The organism is Shinella zoogloeoides, from assembly GCF_030733845.1.
Lineage (GTDB): Bacteria > Pseudomonadota > Alphaproteobacteria > Rhizobiales > Rhizobiaceae > Shinella > Shinella zoogloeoides_C.
On sequence record NZ_CP132311.1, the window covers coordinates 3,864,848 to 3,881,607 of the forward strand.

15 protein-coding genes and 1 tRNA gene are annotated in these 16,760 nt (G+C 65.3%); 11 read left to right on the forward strand and 5 right to left on the reverse strand.

Features of this window, described 5'->3' with window-relative positions; translation table 11 throughout:
* Positions 1 to 29: 29 nt before the first annotated feature.
* Complete coding sequence (locus Q9316_RS19940; RefSeq protein ID WP_306033294.1) at positions 30 to 1,061, reverse strand: trans-3-hydroxy-L-proline dehydratase; 1,032 nt, start codon at positions 1,059 to 1,061, stop codon at positions 30 to 32.
* 184 nt (positions 1,062 to 1,245) lie between these two features.
* Here Q9316_RS19940 and Q9316_RS19945 point away from each other — a divergent pair, with 184 nt between their 5' ends.
* The 3 genes from Q9316_RS19945 to Q9316_RS19955 all read left to right on the forward strand — a co-directional run bounded on the left by Q9316_RS19945 (position 1,246) and on the right by Q9316_RS19955 (position 3,833).
* Positions 1,246 to 1,911 carry a GntR family transcriptional regulator gene (locus tag Q9316_RS19945; protein WP_306035366.1) on the forward strand — a complete coding sequence of 222 codons (666 nt, stop codon included), beginning with the start codon at positions 1,246 to 1,248 and terminating at the stop codon, positions 1,909 to 1,911.
* Between the two features lie 140 nt (positions 1,912 to 2,051).
* On the forward strand, positions 2,052 to 2,756 hold the full coding sequence (locus tag Q9316_RS19950) for a GntR family transcriptional regulator (protein WP_306033295.1): 705 nt from the start codon (positions 2,052 to 2,054) through the stop codon (positions 2,754 to 2,756).
* A gap of 114 nt (positions 2,757 to 2,870) precedes the next feature.
* Entirely contained in the window at positions 2,871 to 3,833 is a 963-nt protein-coding gene (locus Q9316_RS19955; RefSeq protein ID WP_306033296.1) for a dihydrodipicolinate synthase family protein, read from the forward strand.
* 294 nt (positions 3,834 to 4,127) lie between these two features.
* On the opposite strand, the gene Q9316_RS19960 is transcribed toward Q9316_RS19955, so the two are convergent.
* Entirely contained in the window at positions 4,128 to 5,165 is a 1,038-nt protein-coding gene (locus Q9316_RS19960; RefSeq protein WP_306033297.1) for an Ldh family oxidoreductase, read from the reverse strand.
* A 147-nt stretch (positions 5,166 to 5,312) separates the two neighbouring features.
* Here Q9316_RS19960 and Q9316_RS19965 point away from each other — a divergent pair, with 147 nt between their 5' ends.
* The 7 genes from Q9316_RS19965 (at position 5,313) to lhpI (ending at position 12,882) form a co-directional block, all read left to right on the forward strand.
* Entirely contained in the window at positions 5,313 to 6,830 is a 1,518-nt protein-coding gene (locus Q9316_RS19965; RefSeq protein ID WP_306033298.1) for an aldehyde dehydrogenase (NADP(+)), read from the forward strand.
* Between the two features lie 177 nt (positions 6,831 to 7,007).
* Entirely contained in the window at positions 7,008 to 7,817 is an 810-nt protein-coding gene (locus Q9316_RS19970; RefSeq protein ID WP_306033299.1) for an ABC transporter substrate-binding protein, read from the forward strand.
* A gap of 70 nt (positions 7,818 to 7,887) precedes the next feature.
* Positions 7,888 to 8,553, forward strand: coding sequence for an amino acid ABC transporter permease (locus Q9316_RS19975; RefSeq protein ID WP_306033300.1), 666 nt, complete (start codon positions 7,888 to 7,890; stop codon positions 8,551 to 8,553).
* A gap of 12 nt (positions 8,554 to 8,565) precedes the next feature.
* Positions 8,566 to 9,216, forward strand: coding sequence for an amino acid ABC transporter permease (locus Q9316_RS19980; RefSeq protein ID WP_306033301.1), 651 nt, complete (start codon positions 8,566 to 8,568; stop codon positions 9,214 to 9,216).
* On the forward strand, positions 9,209 to 9,931 hold the full coding sequence (locus Q9316_RS19985) for an amino acid ABC transporter ATP-binding protein (protein WP_306033302.1): 723 nt from the start codon (positions 9,209 to 9,211) through the stop codon (positions 9,929 to 9,931). Before Q9316_RS19980 ends, Q9316_RS19985 begins: the two co-directional genes overlap by 8 nt.
* A gap of 7 nt (positions 9,932 to 9,938) precedes the next feature.
* Positions 9,939 to 11,189, forward strand: coding sequence for an NAD(P)/FAD-dependent oxidoreductase (locus Q9316_RS19990; protein WP_306035367.1), 1,251 nt, complete (start codon positions 9,939 to 9,941; stop codon positions 11,187 to 11,189).
* Positions 11,190 to 11,199: 10 nt separating this feature from the next.
* Positions 11,200 to 12,882, forward strand: coding sequence for a cis-3-hydroxy-L-proline dehydratase (lhpI, locus tag Q9316_RS19995; RefSeq protein WP_306033303.1), 1,683 nt, complete (start codon positions 11,200 to 11,202; stop codon positions 12,880 to 12,882).
* Here lhpI and Q9316_RS20000 read toward each other — a convergent pair whose 3' ends face one another.
* A complete protein-coding gene (locus tag Q9316_RS20000; protein ID WP_306033304.1) occupies positions 12,883 to 14,052 on the reverse strand; it encodes a nucleotide sugar dehydrogenase in 1,170 nt (389 codons plus the stop codon).
* A 280-nt stretch (positions 14,053 to 14,332) separates the two neighbouring features.
* Positions 14,333 to 15,196, reverse strand: a complete 864-nt coding sequence (locus tag Q9316_RS20005) for a DMT family transporter (protein WP_306035368.1) — start codon at positions 15,194 to 15,196, stop codon at positions 14,333 to 14,335.
* A 197-nt stretch (positions 15,197 to 15,393) separates the two neighbouring features.
* On the opposite strand from Q9316_RS20005, the gene gcvA reads away from it, so the two are divergent.
* Positions 15,394 to 16,302 carry a transcriptional regulator GcvA gene (gcvA, locus tag Q9316_RS20010; RefSeq protein WP_306033305.1) on the forward strand — a complete coding sequence of 303 codons (909 nt, stop codon included), beginning with the start codon at positions 15,394 to 15,396 and terminating at the stop codon, positions 16,300 to 16,302.
* Between the two features lie 160 nt (positions 16,303 to 16,462).
* Here the strand turns inward: gcvA and Q9316_RS20015 are convergent.
* Positions 16,463 to 16,552 (reverse strand) — tRNA-Ser (locus Q9316_RS20015).
* Between the last annotated feature and the right edge of the window lie 208 nt (positions 16,553 to 16,760).

Below are 16,760 nucleotides of genomic sequence, written 5' to 3' on the forward strand. Positions count from 1 at the left end.
GCACCCGGAAAGTGCCGGCCGGACGGCTGTCATTGCTTGCGCGGCCAGGTATCAGCAAGGCGATAGCCGGCCGGCCACGGATCGTCCGGGTCGAGCATGACCTGGCTCGTGCCGGTGATCCAGGCGCGGCCGGAGATTTCCGGCACGATGGCCGGGCGGCCGCCGACCGTCGTCTCGCCGACGATGCGGCAGTCGAAGCGCGAATCGATGATCGAGTAGCCGGAGAAGGGCTGGCCGACCTTGATCTGGCCGCGGGCATGCAGCACCGCCATGCGGGCCGAGCAGCCGGTGCCGGTCGGCGAGCGGTCGAGCTTGGCCGGCTGGATGACGACCGTGTTGCGGCCGTGCAGCGCGCCGTCGCGCTCCTCGACCGGCAGGGTGAGCTGGCAGAAGGAGATGTGGTTCCATTCCGGGTTTTCCGGATGGGTGAAGCCGAGCTGTTCGTTCGCGGCCTTCGTGATGCGGATGCCGGTTTCGGCAAGCTCGCGCGCTTCGTCCGGCGTCACCGAAAAGCCGAGCGCGCGGGCATCGGCGAAGACGAAGCTGTCGCCGCCATAAGCGGTGTCGACGGTCAGCGTGCCGAGGCCTTCCACTTCCAGCGTCGCATCCAGCTTGTCGGCGAAGGAGGGCACGTTGGTGACGGTGATCCGCTCGGCCTTGCCGTTGCGGCAGGCGGCGACGACATTGACGAGGCCGCCTGGCGCTTCCAGCACCATGCGGGTCTCCGGCTCGACCATCGGCACGATGCCGCTGTCGAGCAGCACGGTGGACACGCAGATCGAGTTGGAGCCGGACATCGGCGGCGTGTCCTCCGGCTCCATGATGATGAAGCCCATCGTGGCGCGCGGATCCTTCGGCGGCACCAGGAGGTTGATGTGGCGGAAGACGCCGCCGCGCGGCTCGTTCAGCACGAAGTTGCGCAGCGTCTTGTCCTCGGCGATGAAATTGCGCTGTTCCCACAGCGTCGCACCGGGCGGCGGCGCGACCCCGCCGACGATGACGTCGCCCACCTCGCCCTCGGCGTGGCAGGAGACGATGTGGATGACCTTGCTGCTGCGCATGGCGTTCTCTCCGTTCTGGCTGGATTGCGCCGAGGGTGCATGCCGTCGACGCCGATGGTCTTTCATAGAAAAATTGGATCCAATATACAATACTGCTCCATCGGGTGCCGTTTGGTGTGTGCTTGTTGCCCCGCTGCCGGTTTCGACCTATGACCGATCTCTCCATTGTCAGGGGCTGGACGTGATGAAATTTGCTGCCGTCGATGTCAGGCAGGCGGCCTCGGCCGCGGACATCGTCTATGAGGCCATTCGCAAGGCGATCATCGAGGGCGATCTTGCCGAGGGCGAAAGCCTCCGGCAGGAGGAGCTCGCGCAGATGTTCAACACCAGTCGCATCCCCGTGCGCGAGGCGCTGTCCCGGCTGGAGCAGCACGGCCTCATCACCACCCGGCGCTACAAGGGCGCGGTCGTCGCGGGCCTCTCCATCGAGGAGATCGAGGAGATCTTCGAGTTCCGGGCGTTGATCGAGGCCGAGGTCATTCGGCTTGCCGTGCCAAATCTCGACCGGGCGGCGCTTGAGACGGCGCGGCGTTATTGCGACGCCTTCGACAGGGAGACCGACCCGCACCGCTGGAGCGAGATCAACCGGCAATTCCACTATAGCCTCTACGAGGCCTCGCGCCGCCCCTATTACCTGCAGAATGTGCGCTCCTCGCTCGACCGGATCGACCGCTATCTGCGCGCCCAGCTCACCTTCACCAACGGCGTGCCGCGCGCCGGCCGCGAACACGAGGCGATCCTTTCCGCCTGCGAGAAGGGCGACGCCGATCTCGCCTGCCGGCTGACCCGCGCCCATATCCTCGATGCGGGAAAATCGCTGGTGACGTTCCTCCGGGAGCAGCGGACGTAGGTGCGGGCGGGTTTTCCCACCCTTTCTTTTTCGACCTGTCCCCTTGGCCACTTGACGGCACTTTCGTCAAAATGCCCACTTTAAACGATTGATAGCGTCGACGGAGAATTGTATTTCTTTTGTCGACAAGAGGATTTTCGATGACCGACACCGATTCCAGCTCCCTGCCCGAGCGCAAGCGCGGCTCCGGCGTAAAAATGGTCTACGACCTTCTGCGCGACGAAATTCTCGACCTGAAGCTCGCCCCCGGCAGCCCCATCGACGAGGTGCAGCTTGCCGAGCGGTTCAAGATGTCGCGCACGCCGATCCGCGAGGCGCTGGTGCGGCTGGCCGGCGAGGGGCTGATCGAGACCCTGCCGAACCGCTCAACCATGGTGTCGAGCATCGATTTCCTGAACCTGCACACCTTCTTCGATGCGCTGGTGCTGATGTACCGCGTGACGACGCGGCTTGCGGCGCAGAACCACCGTCCGGAAGATCTCACCACTATCAGAGGTTTCCACGAGGACTATGCGGCGGCGCTGGCGGTGCGCGATTCCCTGACGATGATCGCCACCAACGCGGCCTTCCACGCCGCCATCGCCGAGGCCGGTCGCAATCCCTATTTCACCAGCCTGTTCCGGCGGCTGCTCGACGAGGGCCGGCGCATCCTGCAGCTCTATTACCAATCCTACGAGGAACAGTTCCCGCAGCGCTTCGTGGATGAGCACGCCGCCATCATCGCCGCGATCGAGGCGCGCGACATCGAAGAGGCGGACCGGCTCGGCAAGGCCCACGCCGAGGCGATCGTCGCCCAGGTACAGAAGCTTTTCAGTCGCAACGACAGGCTCGACATCGCGCTCTGAGCTTTTGTATTTTTCTTGTCGACAAATAAAATACAAGGTGCTATATCCACCATCAGAGAGGGGGAGGCCTGGTTTCGGCCGCCCGCCTGAGCGAACCGCCAAAAGGAGATCGACATGAAGGCCAAGATTTTTTCCGGTGTCATTCCCGCCCTGATGACGCCCTGCAAGGACGACCGCAGCCCCGATTTCGACGCGCTGGTCCGCAAGGGCAAGGAACTGATCGGCAAGGGCATGTCCGCCGTCGTCTATTGCGGCTCCATGGGTGACTGGCCGCTGCTCACCGACGAGCAGCGCATGGAAGGCGTCGAGCGCCTCGTGAAGGCTGGCATCCCGGTCATCGTCGGCACCGGCGCCGTCAACACCGCTTCGGCCGTCGCCCACGCCGCCCACGCTCAGAAGGTCGGCGCGCAGGGCCTCATGGTCATCCCGCGCGTCCTGTCCCGCGGCTCGGTCGTCGCTGCCCAGAAGAACCACTTCAAGGCGATCCTGTCCGCCGCCCCGGACCTGCCGGCCGTCATCTACAACAGCCCCTACTATGGCTTCGCCACCCGCGCTGACCTGTTCTTCGCGCTGCGCGAGGACCACAAGAACCTCGTCGGCTTCAAGGAATTCGGCGGCGCCGCCGACATGCGCTATGCGGCTGAAAACATCACCAGCCGCGACGATGACGTCTCGCTGATGATCGGCGTCGACACCTGCGTCTTCACCGGCTTCGTCGATTGCGGCGCCGTCGGCGCGATCACCGGTATCGGCTGCGTGCTGCCGAAGGAAGTCATCCACATGTGCAACCTCGCCCAGGCCGCTGCCGCCGGCGATCCGGATGCCCGCGCCCGCGCGCTGGAACTGGAATCGGCCCTTGCCGTGCTGTCCTCCTTCGACGAAGGCCCGGATCTCGTCCTCTACTTCAAGCACATGATGGTGCTGAAGGGCGACAAGGAATACACGCTGCACTTCAACGAGACCGACGCCCTCTCCGACAGCCAGCGCGGCTATGTCGAATCCCAGCTCAAGCTCTTCGACACCTGGTATGCCGAATGGAGCAAGCTGCCGGGCGCCGTAGAGAAGTACAAGGCCTGAGTTTCAGGTCACTCCCAATGAGAAAGGCCCTCCGCGAGGAGGGCCTTTTTTCGTTGCTGGTATTTTCCGATTTACCGCCTCCTTCTCCTCCGTCATGCCGGCCTTGATCCGGCATCCAGCCACCGCGCGTCGGCGCGGTGAGAGGACCCTCTCGCCTCTGGATGAGCCTCTCCCGCGCAAGGACTTGCGCGGGCTGGATGCCGGATCAAGTCCGGCATGACGGAAGAGAAGGAGGATATGACCGAGAGGCCTCGCCTGGCGGTTGGTTCGCCGGCTAACGAAAAACCCTGGCGCTCACGCGATCGCGTCGAGGCCCTTCTCCAGCAGGCGGTCGAGCTGTTCCACCTCGGCGGCCGTCAGCGTCACGCCTGATGTCTCGGACGCCTTGCGGGCGACGAAGCGACGCTGGGAGGGCAGGCGGGCGCCCTGGCCGACGATAGCGTCAAACAGCACTTCGGCGCGGGCGAAGGGATCGCCGGGACGGCCCTTGGCGAAGGCTTCCGGCGACAGGGCGATGATGAGTTCGCCGTGGAACGGGGCCAGCGTCGTCGTGCCGAGATAGTCGAGCACCTCGGGGCTGGTCAGGTCGCCGATCATGATGCCGGCGAGGAGCTCGATCATCGTGCCGATGGCCGAGCCCTTGTGGCCGCCGAAGGGCAGCATCGCGCCGGCGAGCGCGGCTTCCGGGTCGGTCGTCGGATTGCCCTCGGCATCGATCGCCCAGCCCTCGGGCAGTTGTTTGCCGGCGCGGCGGTGCAGCTCGATCTCGCCGCGCGCGGCGACGGAGGTGGCGAAGTCGAAGACATAGGGCGAGCCGTTCGGCCGCGGCCAGCCGAAGGCGAAGGGATTGGTGCCAAGCAGCGGTTTGTTGCCGCCGGTGGGCGCGACCGTCGCATAGCTCGGGCACATGACGAGGCCGGCAAGGCCTTCGTTCGTCACGGCTTCCACTTCCGGCCACAGCGCGGAGAAATGCGTGCAGTCGTTGATGACGAGCGCCGCGATGCCGAGTTTACGCGCGCGTTCGGCAAGGGCCGGCACGCCGAGCTCGAAGGCCGGATTGGCAAAGCCGCCCTTCGCGTTGACCTTGACGATGGCCGAGCCCTCGTTGAGGTCCAGTTCCGGGATGGCGTCGGCCTTCACCTTGCCGGCCTTGACCGTGCGCAGCGCGCCCTCGATGCGGTAGACGCCGTGCGACTTGCAGGCGTCCCGCTCGCCGGCGACGATGACGCGGGCCAGCGCACCGGCCTGCACGGCATTCAGGCCAGCCTTCAGGAAGATCGCTTCGACGCGCGCGTGAAGGGCGGAAATCGTCAGGGTGGTGGTTTGCGTCATCGTTCTTCTCTTCAAGGCTGGTGCCGACCGCGACGGTTGGCGATTGAACATTTGCATACATAGAGTATACAAGATTTCGACAAGTGCAATTCGCCCCGCCGTTTCCCATATCGGGCGAATCCCATTCCGAAAGAAAGGTACGTCAAAATGGCTTTCACCCCCAACGGTAAACACCTCGTCGCCGGCGCGTGGCTCGATGGTAACGGCACCTTCACCTCCTCGCCCGCCCATGGCCCCGCGCATACCTTCGCCGTCGGCACGGTCGAGCTGGTCAACCGCGCTGCCGAGGCGGCCGAAGAGGCGTTTCTGAGCTACGGTTATGCTCCCCGCGCGACCCGCGCCGCATTCCTGCGCGCCATCGCCGACGAGATCGAGGCCCGCGCCGAGGCGATCACCGAGATCGGCACGCAGGAAACCGGCCTGCCGGTGGCGCGCTTTCAGGGCGAGCGCGGCCGTACGACCGGCCAGCTGCGCCTTTTTGCCGATCATATCGAGAAGGGCGACTATCTCGACCGCCGTTTCGACGCCGCCCTGCCGGATCGCCAGCCGGCGCCGCGTCAGGAAATTCGCCTGATCCAGCGGCCGATCGGCCCGGTCGCCGTGTTCGGCGCCTCCAACTTCCCGCTCGCCTTCTCGACGGCCGGCGGTGACACCGCCGCCGCGCTTGCCGCCGGCTGCCCGGTCGTCGTCAAGGGCCATTCGGCCCATCCCGGTACGGGCGAAATCGTCGCCGAGGCCGTTCTCGCCGCGATCGAGAAGACCGGCGTGCATCCGGGCGTCTTCTCGCTGATCCAGGGCGGCAACCGCCAGGTCGGCGAAGCCGTCGTGCAGCATCCGCTGATCAAGGCGGTCGGCTTCACCGGCTCGCTCGCCGGCGGCCGCGCGCTCTTCAACCTGTGCGCCGCCCGCCCCGAGCCGATCCCGTTCTTCGGCGAGCTCGGCTCGGTCAACCCGATGTTCCTGCTGCCGGAAGCCCTCAAGGCGCGCGCCGAAAGCCTCGGCCAGGGCTGGGCGGGCTCGCTCACCATGGGCGCCGGCCAGTTCTGCACCAATCCGGGCATCGCCATCGTCGCCGACGGCGCGGATGCCGACCGCTTCACCGCGTCCGCCGTCGAAGCGCTCGGCAAGGTCGGCGCACAGACCATGCTGACGGACGGCATCGCCAAGGCCTATCACGACGGCCAGGCCCGCTTCGAAAGCCGCAACACGGTGAAGCCGCTGTTGAAGACGAACTCGGCCGGCCGCGAGGCGCTGCCGAACCTCTTCGAGATCTCGGGCGACCAGTTCCTCGCCGACCACGCGCTCTCCGAAGAAGTCTTCGGCCCGCTCGGCCTCGTCGTGCGCGTCTCGTCGGTCGATGAGATGGCAAAGCTCGCCCGCAACTTCGAGGGCCAGCTGACGACGACCATCCACATGGATGCCGGCGACCTCGATGACGCCAAGCGCCTGCGCCCGATCCTCGAGCGCAAGGCCGGCCGCGTGCTGGTCAACGGCTTCCCGACGGGCGTCGAGGTGGTGGATTCCATGGTGCACGGCGGCCCGTACCCGGCTTCGACGAATTTCGGCGCGACGAGCGTCGGCACGATGTCGATCCGCCGCTTCCTGCGCCCGGTTTCGTACCAGAACATGCCGGAAGGCCTGCTGCCGGAAGATTTCCTCAACTGATTCAAGCCACTGGCTTGCCTCGGGCCGGGTTTTCCGAAAGGAAGGCCCGGCCTGCTTTTTTCTCCACTGGGTATATACTTTTTGTATATTACTTGTATTTTAGGGGCGGATTTACGCTCTTGGCGCAGGACGGACCTCCGCCCGCGTGAATCGCCAGATCAATCCAGGGAGAGAGTAATGAAGAAGACCTCGGTCCTCGCCTTCGGCCTCGTGGCCGCCACCGCTCTGACCAGCCCGGCCCAGGCCGACAAGCTGGACGACATCATCTCGTCCGGCACGCTGCGCTGCGCCGTCGTTCTCGACTTCCCGCCGATGGGATCGCGCGACGAGAACAACAACCCGATCGGCTTCGACGTCGATTACTGCAACGACCTCGCCAAGGCCCTCGGCGTCACCGCCGAGATCGTCGAGACGCCCTTCCCGGAACGTATCCCGGCCCTGATGTCCGGCCGCGTCGATGTCGGCGTCGCCTCGACCTCCGACACGCTGGAACGCGCCAAGACCGTCGGCATGACGGTTCCCTACTTCGCCTTCCAGATGGCCGTCACGGCCAACGACAAGTCGGGCGTCAAGTCCTTCGAGGACATGAAGGGCAAGGTCGTCGGCGCCACCGCCGGCACGTTCGAGGCCATCGCGCTGGAAAAGTCGGTCAAGGAATGGGGCGCCGGCGAATTCCGCCCGTACCAGACCCAGGCTGACGTCTTCCTCGCGCTGAGCCAGGGCCAGATCGACGCCACGGTCTCCACCTCGACGGTTGCCCAGTCCAACGTCAAGAGCGGCAAGTTCGCCGGCATCTCGGTCGTCGGCAACGCGCCCTACGACATCGACTATGTCGCGCTCTTCACCAACCGCGAAGAATACGGCCTGATCAACTACCTGAACCTCTTCATCAACCAGCAGGTTCGCACCGGCCGCTACAACGAACTCTACGAGAAGTGGGTCGGCGGCGAAGTGCCCTCCCTTTCGATCAACGGCGTTTATCGCTAATCTGCCGTTTTGAAGGCGGCGCGGGAGCTTCTTCCGCGCCGCCGATCGTTTCCGAGGGGTGAGACGGCAAATGTTCAGTTACAATTTTCACTGGAACCAGGCCTTCAAGGCCCTGCCGCAGATGCTGGACGGCGCGCTCGTCACGCTCCAGATCGCGCTGCTTTCCATGGCCATCGGCCTCGTCGTCGCCCTGGCGCTGACGCTCTTCCGGCTGTCCGGCAACCGCGTCCTGAACGGCTTCGCCACGGCCTGGGTCGAGATCGCCCGCAACACGCCGGCCCTCTTCCAGATCTACATGGCCCATTTCGGGCTCGGCAATTTCGGCATCCACCTCAGCCCCTATGCGGCGCTGCTCGTCGGTATCGCCTTCAATAATGCCGGCTATCTCGCGGAAAACTTCCGTGGCGCGCTGAAGGCGATCCCGGAGACGCAGACCCGCGCCGGCCGCTCGCTCGGCATGACGCCGCTACAGGCCTTCCGCTACATCGTCATGCCGCAGATGCTGCGCATCGCCTTCCTGCCGGCCACCAACCAGATGGTCTGGGCGATCCTCATGACCTCGCTTGGCGTCACCGTTGGCATGAACACGGACCTTGCGGGCGTCACCCAGGCGCTGAACGCAGTGTCCTTCCGCACGTTCGAATTCTTCGCGCTCGCCGCGGTGATCTACTACCTGATCGCCAAGGCCGTGACGCTCGCCGCCCGGCTCGCCGCCGCGCGCATGTTCCGCTACTGAGAGGGGTAAGCCATGTTCGATACCTCTCTCACCTGGGCCGATCTCGGCTTCCTCGCGCAAGGCGCCGCCATGACGCTGGCCGTCACCGCGGTCTCCGTTCTGGCAGGCACCGTGCTCGGCATCTTCTTCGGCGTCGTGCGCAACCAGCTCGGCTCCTACTGGTCGATGCCGATCACCTTCCTGCTCGATGTCTTCCGCTCCGTGCCGCTGCTCATCCAGCTCGTGCTCGGCAATGCGCTGCAGTCGATCATGAAGCTCGGCTGGGCACCCTTCACCACGTCCTGCGTGGTGCTGTCGCTCTATACGGCCGCCTATTGCACCGAGATCGTGCGCGGCGGCATTTCCGCCGTGCCGATGACGACCCGCCGCGCCGCCCGCTCGCTCGGCATGACCTGGTGGCAGGACATGCGCTATATCGTGGCGCCGCTCGCCACCCGTGTCTCGCTGCCGGCCTGGATCGGCCTGACGCTCGGCGTCATGAAGGATTCGGCGCTCGTGCTCTGGCTCGGCCTGATCGAGCTCCTGCGTGCCTCGCAGATCCTCGTCACGCGCCTGCAGGAGCCGCTGTTCATCCTGCTGATATGCGGCGCCATCTACTTCATCATCAGCTTCCCCATCGCCCGGCTGGGCGGGTATCTCGAAAGACGGTGGTCCAATGATTGAGATCGAAAACGTCCGCAAATCCTTCGGCCAGCTTGAAGTCCTGAAGGGGATCAACCTTACCGTGGAGAAGGGCGAGGTGCTGACCATCATCGGCGGCTCGGGCTCGGGCAAGTCGACGCTGCTGACCTGCATCAATGGCCTGGAGACCATCGACGCCGGCCGCATCGTCGTCGATGGTACCGACGTCCACGCCAAGGGCACGGACCTCAACAAGCTGCGCCGCAAGCTCGGTATCGTGTTCCAGCAGTTCAACGCCTTCCCGCACCTGACGGTGCTGGAAAACGTCATGCTCGCGCCGCTAAAGGTGCTCGGCCAGTCCAAGGCCGAAGCGGAGGCGATGGCCGTAAAGCAGCTCACCCATGTCGGCCTCGGCGACAAGCTGAAGGTCTATCCGAGCCGCATGTCCGGCGGCCAGCAGCAGCGCATGGCGATCGCCCGGGCGCTTGCCATGTCGCCGGCCTACATGCTGTTCGACGAAGTGACCTCGGCGCTCGACCCGCAGCTCGTCGGCGAAGTGCTCGACACGCTGCGCATGCTGGCCTCCGAGGGCATGACGATGATCTGCGTCACGCACGAAATGAAGTTCGCCCGCGAGGTCTCCGACCGCGTCGCCTTCTTCCACAAGGGCGTGATGGCCGAGATCGCCCCGCCGGAAGCGCTGTTCGGCGCGCCGAAGGACCCGGAACTGCAGGCGTTCCTCGCCGCTACGCACTGAGGCCATGATGAAGACTGAAATAAAGCCCGGCGTCGTCGTCATCGGCGCCGGCGTGGTCGGCCTTTCCGCCGCGATCGCCGCGCAGGCACGCGGCCTTGTGGTCACCGTTCTTGAGCGCGAGGGGCCGGCCGCCGGCGCCTCTGCCGGCAATGCGGGCGCCTTCGCCTTTACCGACATCCTGCCGCTTGCCTCGCCCGGCATCCTCCGCAAGGCGCCGAAATGGCTGCTCGATCCGCTCGGCCCGCTCTCCGTTCCGCCGTCCTACGCCCTGCAGATCGCGCCGTGGATGTTCCGCTTCTGGCGTGCCTGCTCGGCAAAACGCGTCGCCCATTCCACCGCCGCGCAGACCGCGCTGATGGACCTGTCCAAAGCGGAGCTGGAGCCGTTCCTCGCCGAGACGGGCACGGCGGCGATGCTGCGCAAGGATGGTAACCTCCAGGTCTATGAGAGCCAGGGCGAGCTCGACGCTTCGCTGCCCGGCTGGAAGGCGCGCGAAGAGCACGGCATCGAATTCCGCCACATGGATACCGCCGAAATGGCTGAGATCCAGCCCGGCCTTGCGCCGCGCTTCACGCACGGCACCTTTACCCCCGGCTGGTATTCCATCGCCGATCCGAAGCTCTACACGCTGGCGCTGGCCGATCATTTCCGAGCAAGAGGCGGCGTGATCGAGCGCGCCGAGGTTTCCAGCCTGCACCGCATCGAGGGTGGCGTGGAAATCCGCACGACGGACGGCCGGACGCTGCGCGCGCAAAAGGTCGTGCTCGCCGCCGGCGCCTTCTCGCACCAGGTGGCCCGCTCGCTCGGCGAAAACATCCCGCTCGAAACCGAGCGCGGCTACAACACGACGCTGCCGGCCGACGCCTTCGACCTGCGCACGCAGGTCACCTTCGGCGGCCACGGCTTCGTCGTCACCCGGCTTTCGACCGGCATCCGCGTTGGCGGCGCGGTGGAGCTTGGCGGACTGAAGCTACCGCCGAACTTCCGCCGGTCGGAAGCCATGCTGGAAAAGGCGAGGCGCTTCCTGCCGGGCCTGAAGCCTGCGGATGGTGTGCAATGGATGGGCTTCCGCCCGTCGCTGCCCGACAGCCTGCCGGCCATCGGCCGCGCCCGGGCGACGCCCGATGTCGTCTATGCCTTCGGCCACGGCCATCTCGGCCTCACCCAGTCGGCTGGCACCGCGCGCCTCGTCGCCGATCTCCTCACCGGCGGCAAGCCCACGATCGACATCGCCTCCTTCTCGCCACAGCGCTTCTAGGAGCCTTCAAATGGCCGAACTCTCCGCCCGCAGCATTCTTTCCGGAACAGCCTCCGGTCCGATCATCGCGGCCGGGGAGGCGTTGAGTTTCTGGGGCGGCGTCGATCCGGCGACCGGCCGCGTCATCGACGTGCACCACCCGCTGCACGGCGTCTCGATCACCGGCGGCATCCTGATGATGCCGTCGAGCCGCGGCTCCTGCACCGGCTCCGGCGTCCTGCTCGACCTTGCCTTGACCGGCCGCGCGCCCGCCGCGCTGATCTTCAGCGAGGCCGAGGACGTGCTGACGCTCGGCGCGCTGATCGCCGCGGAAATGTTCGGCAGGTCCCTGCCGGTGCTGCGCCTGTCGCACGATGCCTTCGACGCGCTCTGTCGCGCGAAGACGGCGCGGATCGGCGAGACGGCGATCGAGGCGGACGGCCTCGTGATCCCCGTCGCCCCGCCCGCCACGGCCGCGCTCGACCTCACCGATGACGACCGCGCCATGCTGGACGGCCGCGACGGCATCGCCGTGCAACTCGCCTTGCGCATCACCGTCGCCATGGCCGCCCAGCAGGACGCGGGAAAGCTGGTCGACGTGGTGCAGGGCCATATCGACGGCTGCATCTATGCCAGCCCCGCCAACCTCACCTTCGCGGAGAAGATGGCCGATATGGACGCGAAGGTGCGCGTGCCGACCACGATGAACGCCATCTCCGTCGACCGGGCGAACTGGGAAAAGCAGGGCGTGCCGCACGATTTCGGCGACCCCGCCGCCCGCCTTGCCGATGCCTATGTGCGCATGGGCTGTCGCCCGACCTTCACCTGTTCGCCCTACCTGCTCGACAGCGCGCCGAAGACCGGCGAGGCCATCGCCTGGGCGGAATCCAATGCCGTGATCTTCGCCAATACCGTGCTCGGCGCCCGCACGGCGAAACATCCCGATTTCCTCGATCTCTGCATCGCGCTGACCGGCCGCGCGCCGCTGTCAGGCGTCTATCTGGAGGAGCACCGCAAGGCGCGCCGCGTCATCGATGTCGAATTGCCCGACAATGTGGACGACGCCTTCTGGCCGCTCGTCGGCTATCTCGCCGGCCGCGCCGCGCCCGACCGCATCCCGCTGCTCACCGGCCTTGCCGCGGCAAAGCCGACCCGCGACGACCTGAAGGCCCTTTGTGCCGCCTTCGGCACCACCTCCGCCGCGCCGATGCTGCATATCCAGGGCGTAACGCCCGAGGCGGACGGCGCGGTCGCGCCGGATGCGGACCGCACGGCCATCACAAAAGCCGAGATGATCGATGTCTGGCGGATGTTCAACGACGGCCCCGATGCCGTCGAGCTCGTCGCCATCGGCAGCCCGCATGCCTCGCTGTCGGAATGCCGCGCCTTCGCCGACGCCCTCGGAGATCGCCAGCGACATCAGGACGTGACCGTGATCGTCACCGCGGGCCGGGATGTCATGGCGGAAGCCCGCGACGTGCTGGCGCGCCTCAGGGCAAGCGGCGTCGAGGTCCTGCCGGACCTTTGCTGGTGCTCGATCTCCGAACCCGTCTTCCCGCCGAAAACGCGCGCGCTGATCACCAATTCCGGCAAATACGCCCATTACGGCCCGGGCCTGTCCGGCCGCACCGTGCGTTTCGGCAGTCTTGCCGATTGCGTCGAGGCGGCGCTGACCGGCCGCGTGCCGCCGCGCCTACCGGCCTGGCTCGCCTGATCAGTCCCGGCCGAAGACGTCGCGCGTGTAGACCTTGCCTGCGACGTCGTCGAGGTTCTCCGAGCGGCGGTTAGCGATGATCACGTCGGCGCGGCGCTTGAAGGCATCGAGATCGCGCACGATCTCCGCTCCGGAAAACGTCTCGTCCGCGAAATCCGGCTCGTAGACGATGAGGGTAGCGCCCTTGGCCGCGATGCGCCGCATGACGTCCTGGATCGCGGATTCGCGGAAATTGTCGGATCCCTTCTTCATGGCTAGGCGATAGACGCCCACCACCTTCGGATCGCGGGCGAGGATGTCGTCGGCGAGGAATTCCTTGCGCGTCGCATTGGCCTCGACGATGGCGCCGATGAGGTTCTGCGGCACGTCGCCGAAATTGGCGAGCAACTGCTTGGTGTCCTTCGGCAGGCAATAGCCGCCATAGCCGAAGGAGGGGTTGTTGTAGTGCCCGCCGATGCGCGGATCGAGGCCGACGCCCTCGAGGATCTGGCGCGTGTCGATGCCGTGCGTCATCGCGTAGGTGTCGAGCTCGTTGAAATAGGCGACGCGCATGGCGAGATAGGTGTTGGCGAAGAGCTTGATCGCCTCCGCCTCGCCCGAGCCGGTGAAGAGCACCGGAATGTCCTTCTTCACGGCGCCCTGGCGCAGCAGGTCCGCGAACTGGCGGGCTTCCGGCGTGTCCGCGCCCATGACGATGCGCGAAGGGTGCAGGTTGTCGTAGAGCGCCTTGCCCTCGCGCAGAAATTCCGGCGAGAAGACGATGCGCTCGTCCTGACGCTCAGCGCGCACCGACTGCGTGTAGCCGAAGGGGATCGTCGACTTGATGACGATCGTGGCGCGCTTGTTGACCCGCCTGACGTCCTCGATGACCGCCTTGACGCTGCCCGTATCGCAGCGATGGGTCTCAGGATCGTAGTTGGTCGGTGTCGCGATGACGACGAAGTCGGCATTGGCAAAGGCTTCCGCCTTGTCCGTCGTCGCCTTCAGCCGCAGGGGGCGGGAGCGCAGGTAGTCCTCGATCTCCGCATCGACGATCGGCGAGACGCGCGCATTCAGCGCCGTGACCCGCTCGTGCCAGATGTCGTAGGCGATGACATCATTGTGCTGGGCGAGAAGCACGGCATTGGACAAACCGACATATCCGATGCCGGCGACCGTGATATTGACCATGAAAACCGTCCGCAATACCCGTGTAACACTTCATCCGCCGCCTGAAACGCCGGGCCTGACTGGCATTAGGCAACAACGAGATGTCATGCAAGCACGTTTCGACGGGCTCCCGGGAGGGGTGGTCGTATCGCACTGGCGGGAGAAACCGGACGGTGGCTGTGGCAAACTCTGGGCCCAAGGCCGCCCCAGACAGCATCTATGAACGAAAAGAGGCCCGCCACTGGGGCGGGCCAAGTCGCTCGGGAGTGACCGAGCGGGGGGATTTCAATCTGTCGAACCTTCATCCCGACTGGGAGTTGGCACGTTTGCCCGAAGCAGCGAGCGCGAGCCCGGCGAGGACAAGGGCGACGCCCGCCGCAAACAGCAGCCCCAATTCGTCACCAAACAGAAACGCGCTGGCGCTGATACCGAAGACAGGCTGCAGATACTGCACGCTTGCTGCGATGCGCGCGGGAACGACCTTCAGAAGGTAGAGCCACAGGATCAGCCCGATCACAGTGACCACGACGCCGAGATAGATGATAGCCGCCAGAGCCTGCGCCGTGATGTCGACAGGCTGCCGGGACATCTCCCAGCCCGCGAGCGGCAGCACCGTCAGGAGACCGACGAGCATGTTCCATGCTGCTACAGGCATCAGGCCGTACTTTTCCGTCAGTTCCGCACTCCAGATGTAATAGATAGCGATGCCGACCGCCGAGATCAGCATCAGGACGACCCCCGAGACCGTGGTCCTCGACATGTCATCGACACCCGGCCCGCTGCCGACGGCGACAAGGGCGATCCCGAGGAAGGCAGCGAGAAGGCCGCTCCATTGCAGCGGCGTCACCGACTGCCTGAAGCGAATGGCGGCCAGAATGACGATGAACAGCGGAATGGTTGCCGAAAGAATGGTCGCGACGGAGGCCGACGTGCCTTGGACGCCGAAGGACTGCGCAACGTTGCCGAGCGTGATGCCCATGACGCCGAGGCCTATGATGGGAAGAACGGCCCTTGCGGGAACGCGCAGTTCCCGCCGCGCCAGGAACATCATGAGCGGCACGGCGACCATGAAGCGGAGCGCCGTCAATGTCATGGGAGGAATGCTGCCGAGGCCGAGTTTCGTGATCGGGATCGACAGCCCCCACATCAGCGCCAGCAGCAACATGGCCCCAAGACTCTTCATCGACAGGGGACCCGTCGAGGTGAGCGACTGCGGTGCGACGGTCACGGAATTCTGGGACACTTCTAGGGCCTATGGAATTGGCACTGGCTTGCGACTGTGTCATGTGTAGGCTGGGATTCACCCGTCCGACAAACCATTTGTTCTCACAGGATGCGTGACGGCAGATCACGCATACGACCATGGCCGACCATCTTCCCCCGCTTCAGACACTCCGGGCCTTCGAGGCGACGGGCCGCCGCCTCAGCATGACGCTGGCAGCGCACGAGCTCCACTTGACCCACGGCGCTGTGAGCCGTCAGATCAAGGCGCTGGAGGACTATCTGGGCGTACCGCTCTTTCGCCGGCTGACCCGAAGGATCGAACTGACCAACGCGGGGCAAGCTTTTTTCAGCACCGTGACAAGGCTACTGTCGGAACTGGCGCGCGAGGCGGAGGAATTGCGCCGGAAGAACGACACGTCGCGGCTGGTCGTGAACTGCAGCGTCTCCTTTGCCAGCAAGTGGTTGACGCCGCGCCTCCACCGCCTGATGGCAAACGCTCCCGACCTCGATATCCATTTGGAGGTGACCGATGCGCCGGTGGATTTCGCGACAAGCCATGTCGATGTGGCGCTGCGCTATGGCGACGGCGAATATGCCTTCGCGGCGGCCGAGCGCATCATGAACGAGACGGTCTCGCCGGTCTGCTCCCCCGACTATCGCGACAGAATGGGCGGCCTCCATGCGATGGACGATCTGGTGAAATGCCAGCTCATCCACGAGATCGGCATGAACACGACCTGGGAACGATGGTTTGCGATGATGGGGTTGCCGTATCCAGGCGGGCGCGGACCCGGATACAGCCACGGCAGCATGTCGATCGATGCTGCCGTCCGCGGGGCAGGCATCGCGCTTGGCCGCAGCGTCCTTGTCGCGGAGGACCTTGCCGCCGGCCGCTTGATATCGCTCTTCCCGCAGGCGAAGCTTGAGGTCGCATGGGGCTACGACCTCATCTACCGGATCGGCAACCAGGATCACCCGAAAGTCCGCGCTTTCCGGGATTGGATTTTGCGAGAGGTACGGGAGTTCACGCGAAGCATGCAGGGATAAAGCATCTGCTCTTGGCGCAAAGCCGCCATTTTCGGCACTGTCCCGAATGTCCGCTTTCGGCGAAACTGAGGCACGTCGTTTCGACCGTTATGAATTATCGCCTGCTGCCGTCGCTGATCTAAAAGATATATCGCGTCTGTAGCGTAGAATCGGCGGTGTTTGGCGGACAGAGAGGGATTCGAACCCTCGATAGAGTTTCCCCTATACACGCGTTCCAGGCGTGCGCCTTCAACCACTCGGCCACCTGTCCGTCCGCTCGCTGCCGGCGGTTGGTCCGGCGCGGTTCGCTTTCCTGTTTCCAATCCGGCGAGACGGCGCGATATATACCGAGGTTTGCGGCGGGATCAACCGCTTTCTGACAGATTTTTGAACGATCTCCCGCGATGCGGCGAAGGATTGCGCGCGCTCGTCCGTCTTCCTATCTATAGGCTGGAATGAAGCGGAGCGGAATTCGGCTT

What these genes read in the sequence shown, in the direction of transcription:
- Q9316_RS19975 (WP_306033300.1), top strand. Translation starts at nt 7,888, where the DNA reads ATGTTCAGTTACAATTTTCACTGGAACCAGGCCTTCAAGGCCCTGCCG.
- Q9316_RS19980 (WP_306033301.1), top strand. Translation starts at nt 8,566, where the DNA reads ATGTTCGATACCTCTCTCACCTGGGCCGATCTCGGCTTCCTCGCGCAA.
- Q9316_RS19940 (WP_306033294.1), bottom strand. Translation starts at nt 1,061, where the DNA reads ATGCGCAGCAGCAAGGTCATCCACATCGTCTCCTGCCACGCCGAGGGC.
- Q9316_RS19950 (WP_306033295.1), top strand. Translation starts at nt 2,052, where the DNA reads ATGACCGACACCGATTCCAGCTCCCTGCCCGAGCGCAAGCGCGGCTCC.
- Q9316_RS19965 (WP_306033298.1), top strand. Translation starts at nt 5,313, where the DNA reads ATGGCTTTCACCCCCAACGGTAAACACCTCGTCGCCGGCGCGTGGCTC.
- Q9316_RS19970 (WP_306033299.1), top strand. Translation starts at nt 7,008, where the DNA reads ATGAAGAAGACCTCGGTCCTCGCCTTCGGCCTCGTGGCCGCCACCGCT.
- gcvA (WP_306033305.1), top strand. Translation starts at nt 15,394, where the DNA reads ATGGCCGACCATCTTCCCCCGCTTCAGACACTCCGGGCCTTCGAGGCG.
- lhpI (WP_306033303.1), top strand. Translation starts at nt 11,200, where the DNA reads ATGGCCGAACTCTCCGCCCGCAGCATTCTTTCCGGAACAGCCTCCGGT.
- Q9316_RS19990 (WP_306035367.1), top strand. Translation starts at nt 9,939, where the DNA reads ATGAAGACTGAAATAAAGCCCGGCGTCGTCGTCATCGGCGCCGGCGTG.
- Q9316_RS19955 (WP_306033296.1), top strand. Translation starts at nt 2,871, where the DNA reads ATGAAGGCCAAGATTTTTTCCGGTGTCATTCCCGCCCTGATGACGCCC.
- Q9316_RS19985 (WP_306033302.1), top strand. Translation starts at nt 9,209, where the DNA reads ATGATTGAGATCGAAAACGTCCGCAAATCCTTCGGCCAGCTTGAAGTC.
- Q9316_RS20000 (WP_306033304.1), bottom strand. Translation starts at nt 14,052, where the DNA reads ATGGTCAATATCACGGTCGCCGGCATCGGATATGTCGGTTTGTCCAAT.
- Q9316_RS19960 (WP_306033297.1), bottom strand. Translation starts at nt 5,165, where the DNA reads ATGACGCAAACCACCACCCTGACGATTTCCGCCCTTCACGCGCGCGTC.
- Q9316_RS20005 (WP_306035368.1), bottom strand. Translation starts at nt 15,196, where the DNA reads ATGTTGCTGCTGGCGCTGATGTGGGGGCTGTCGATCCCGATCACGAAA.
- Q9316_RS19945 (WP_306035366.1), top strand. Translation starts at nt 1,246, where the DNA reads ATGAAATTTGCTGCCGTCGATGTCAGGCAGGCGGCCTCGGCCGCGGAC.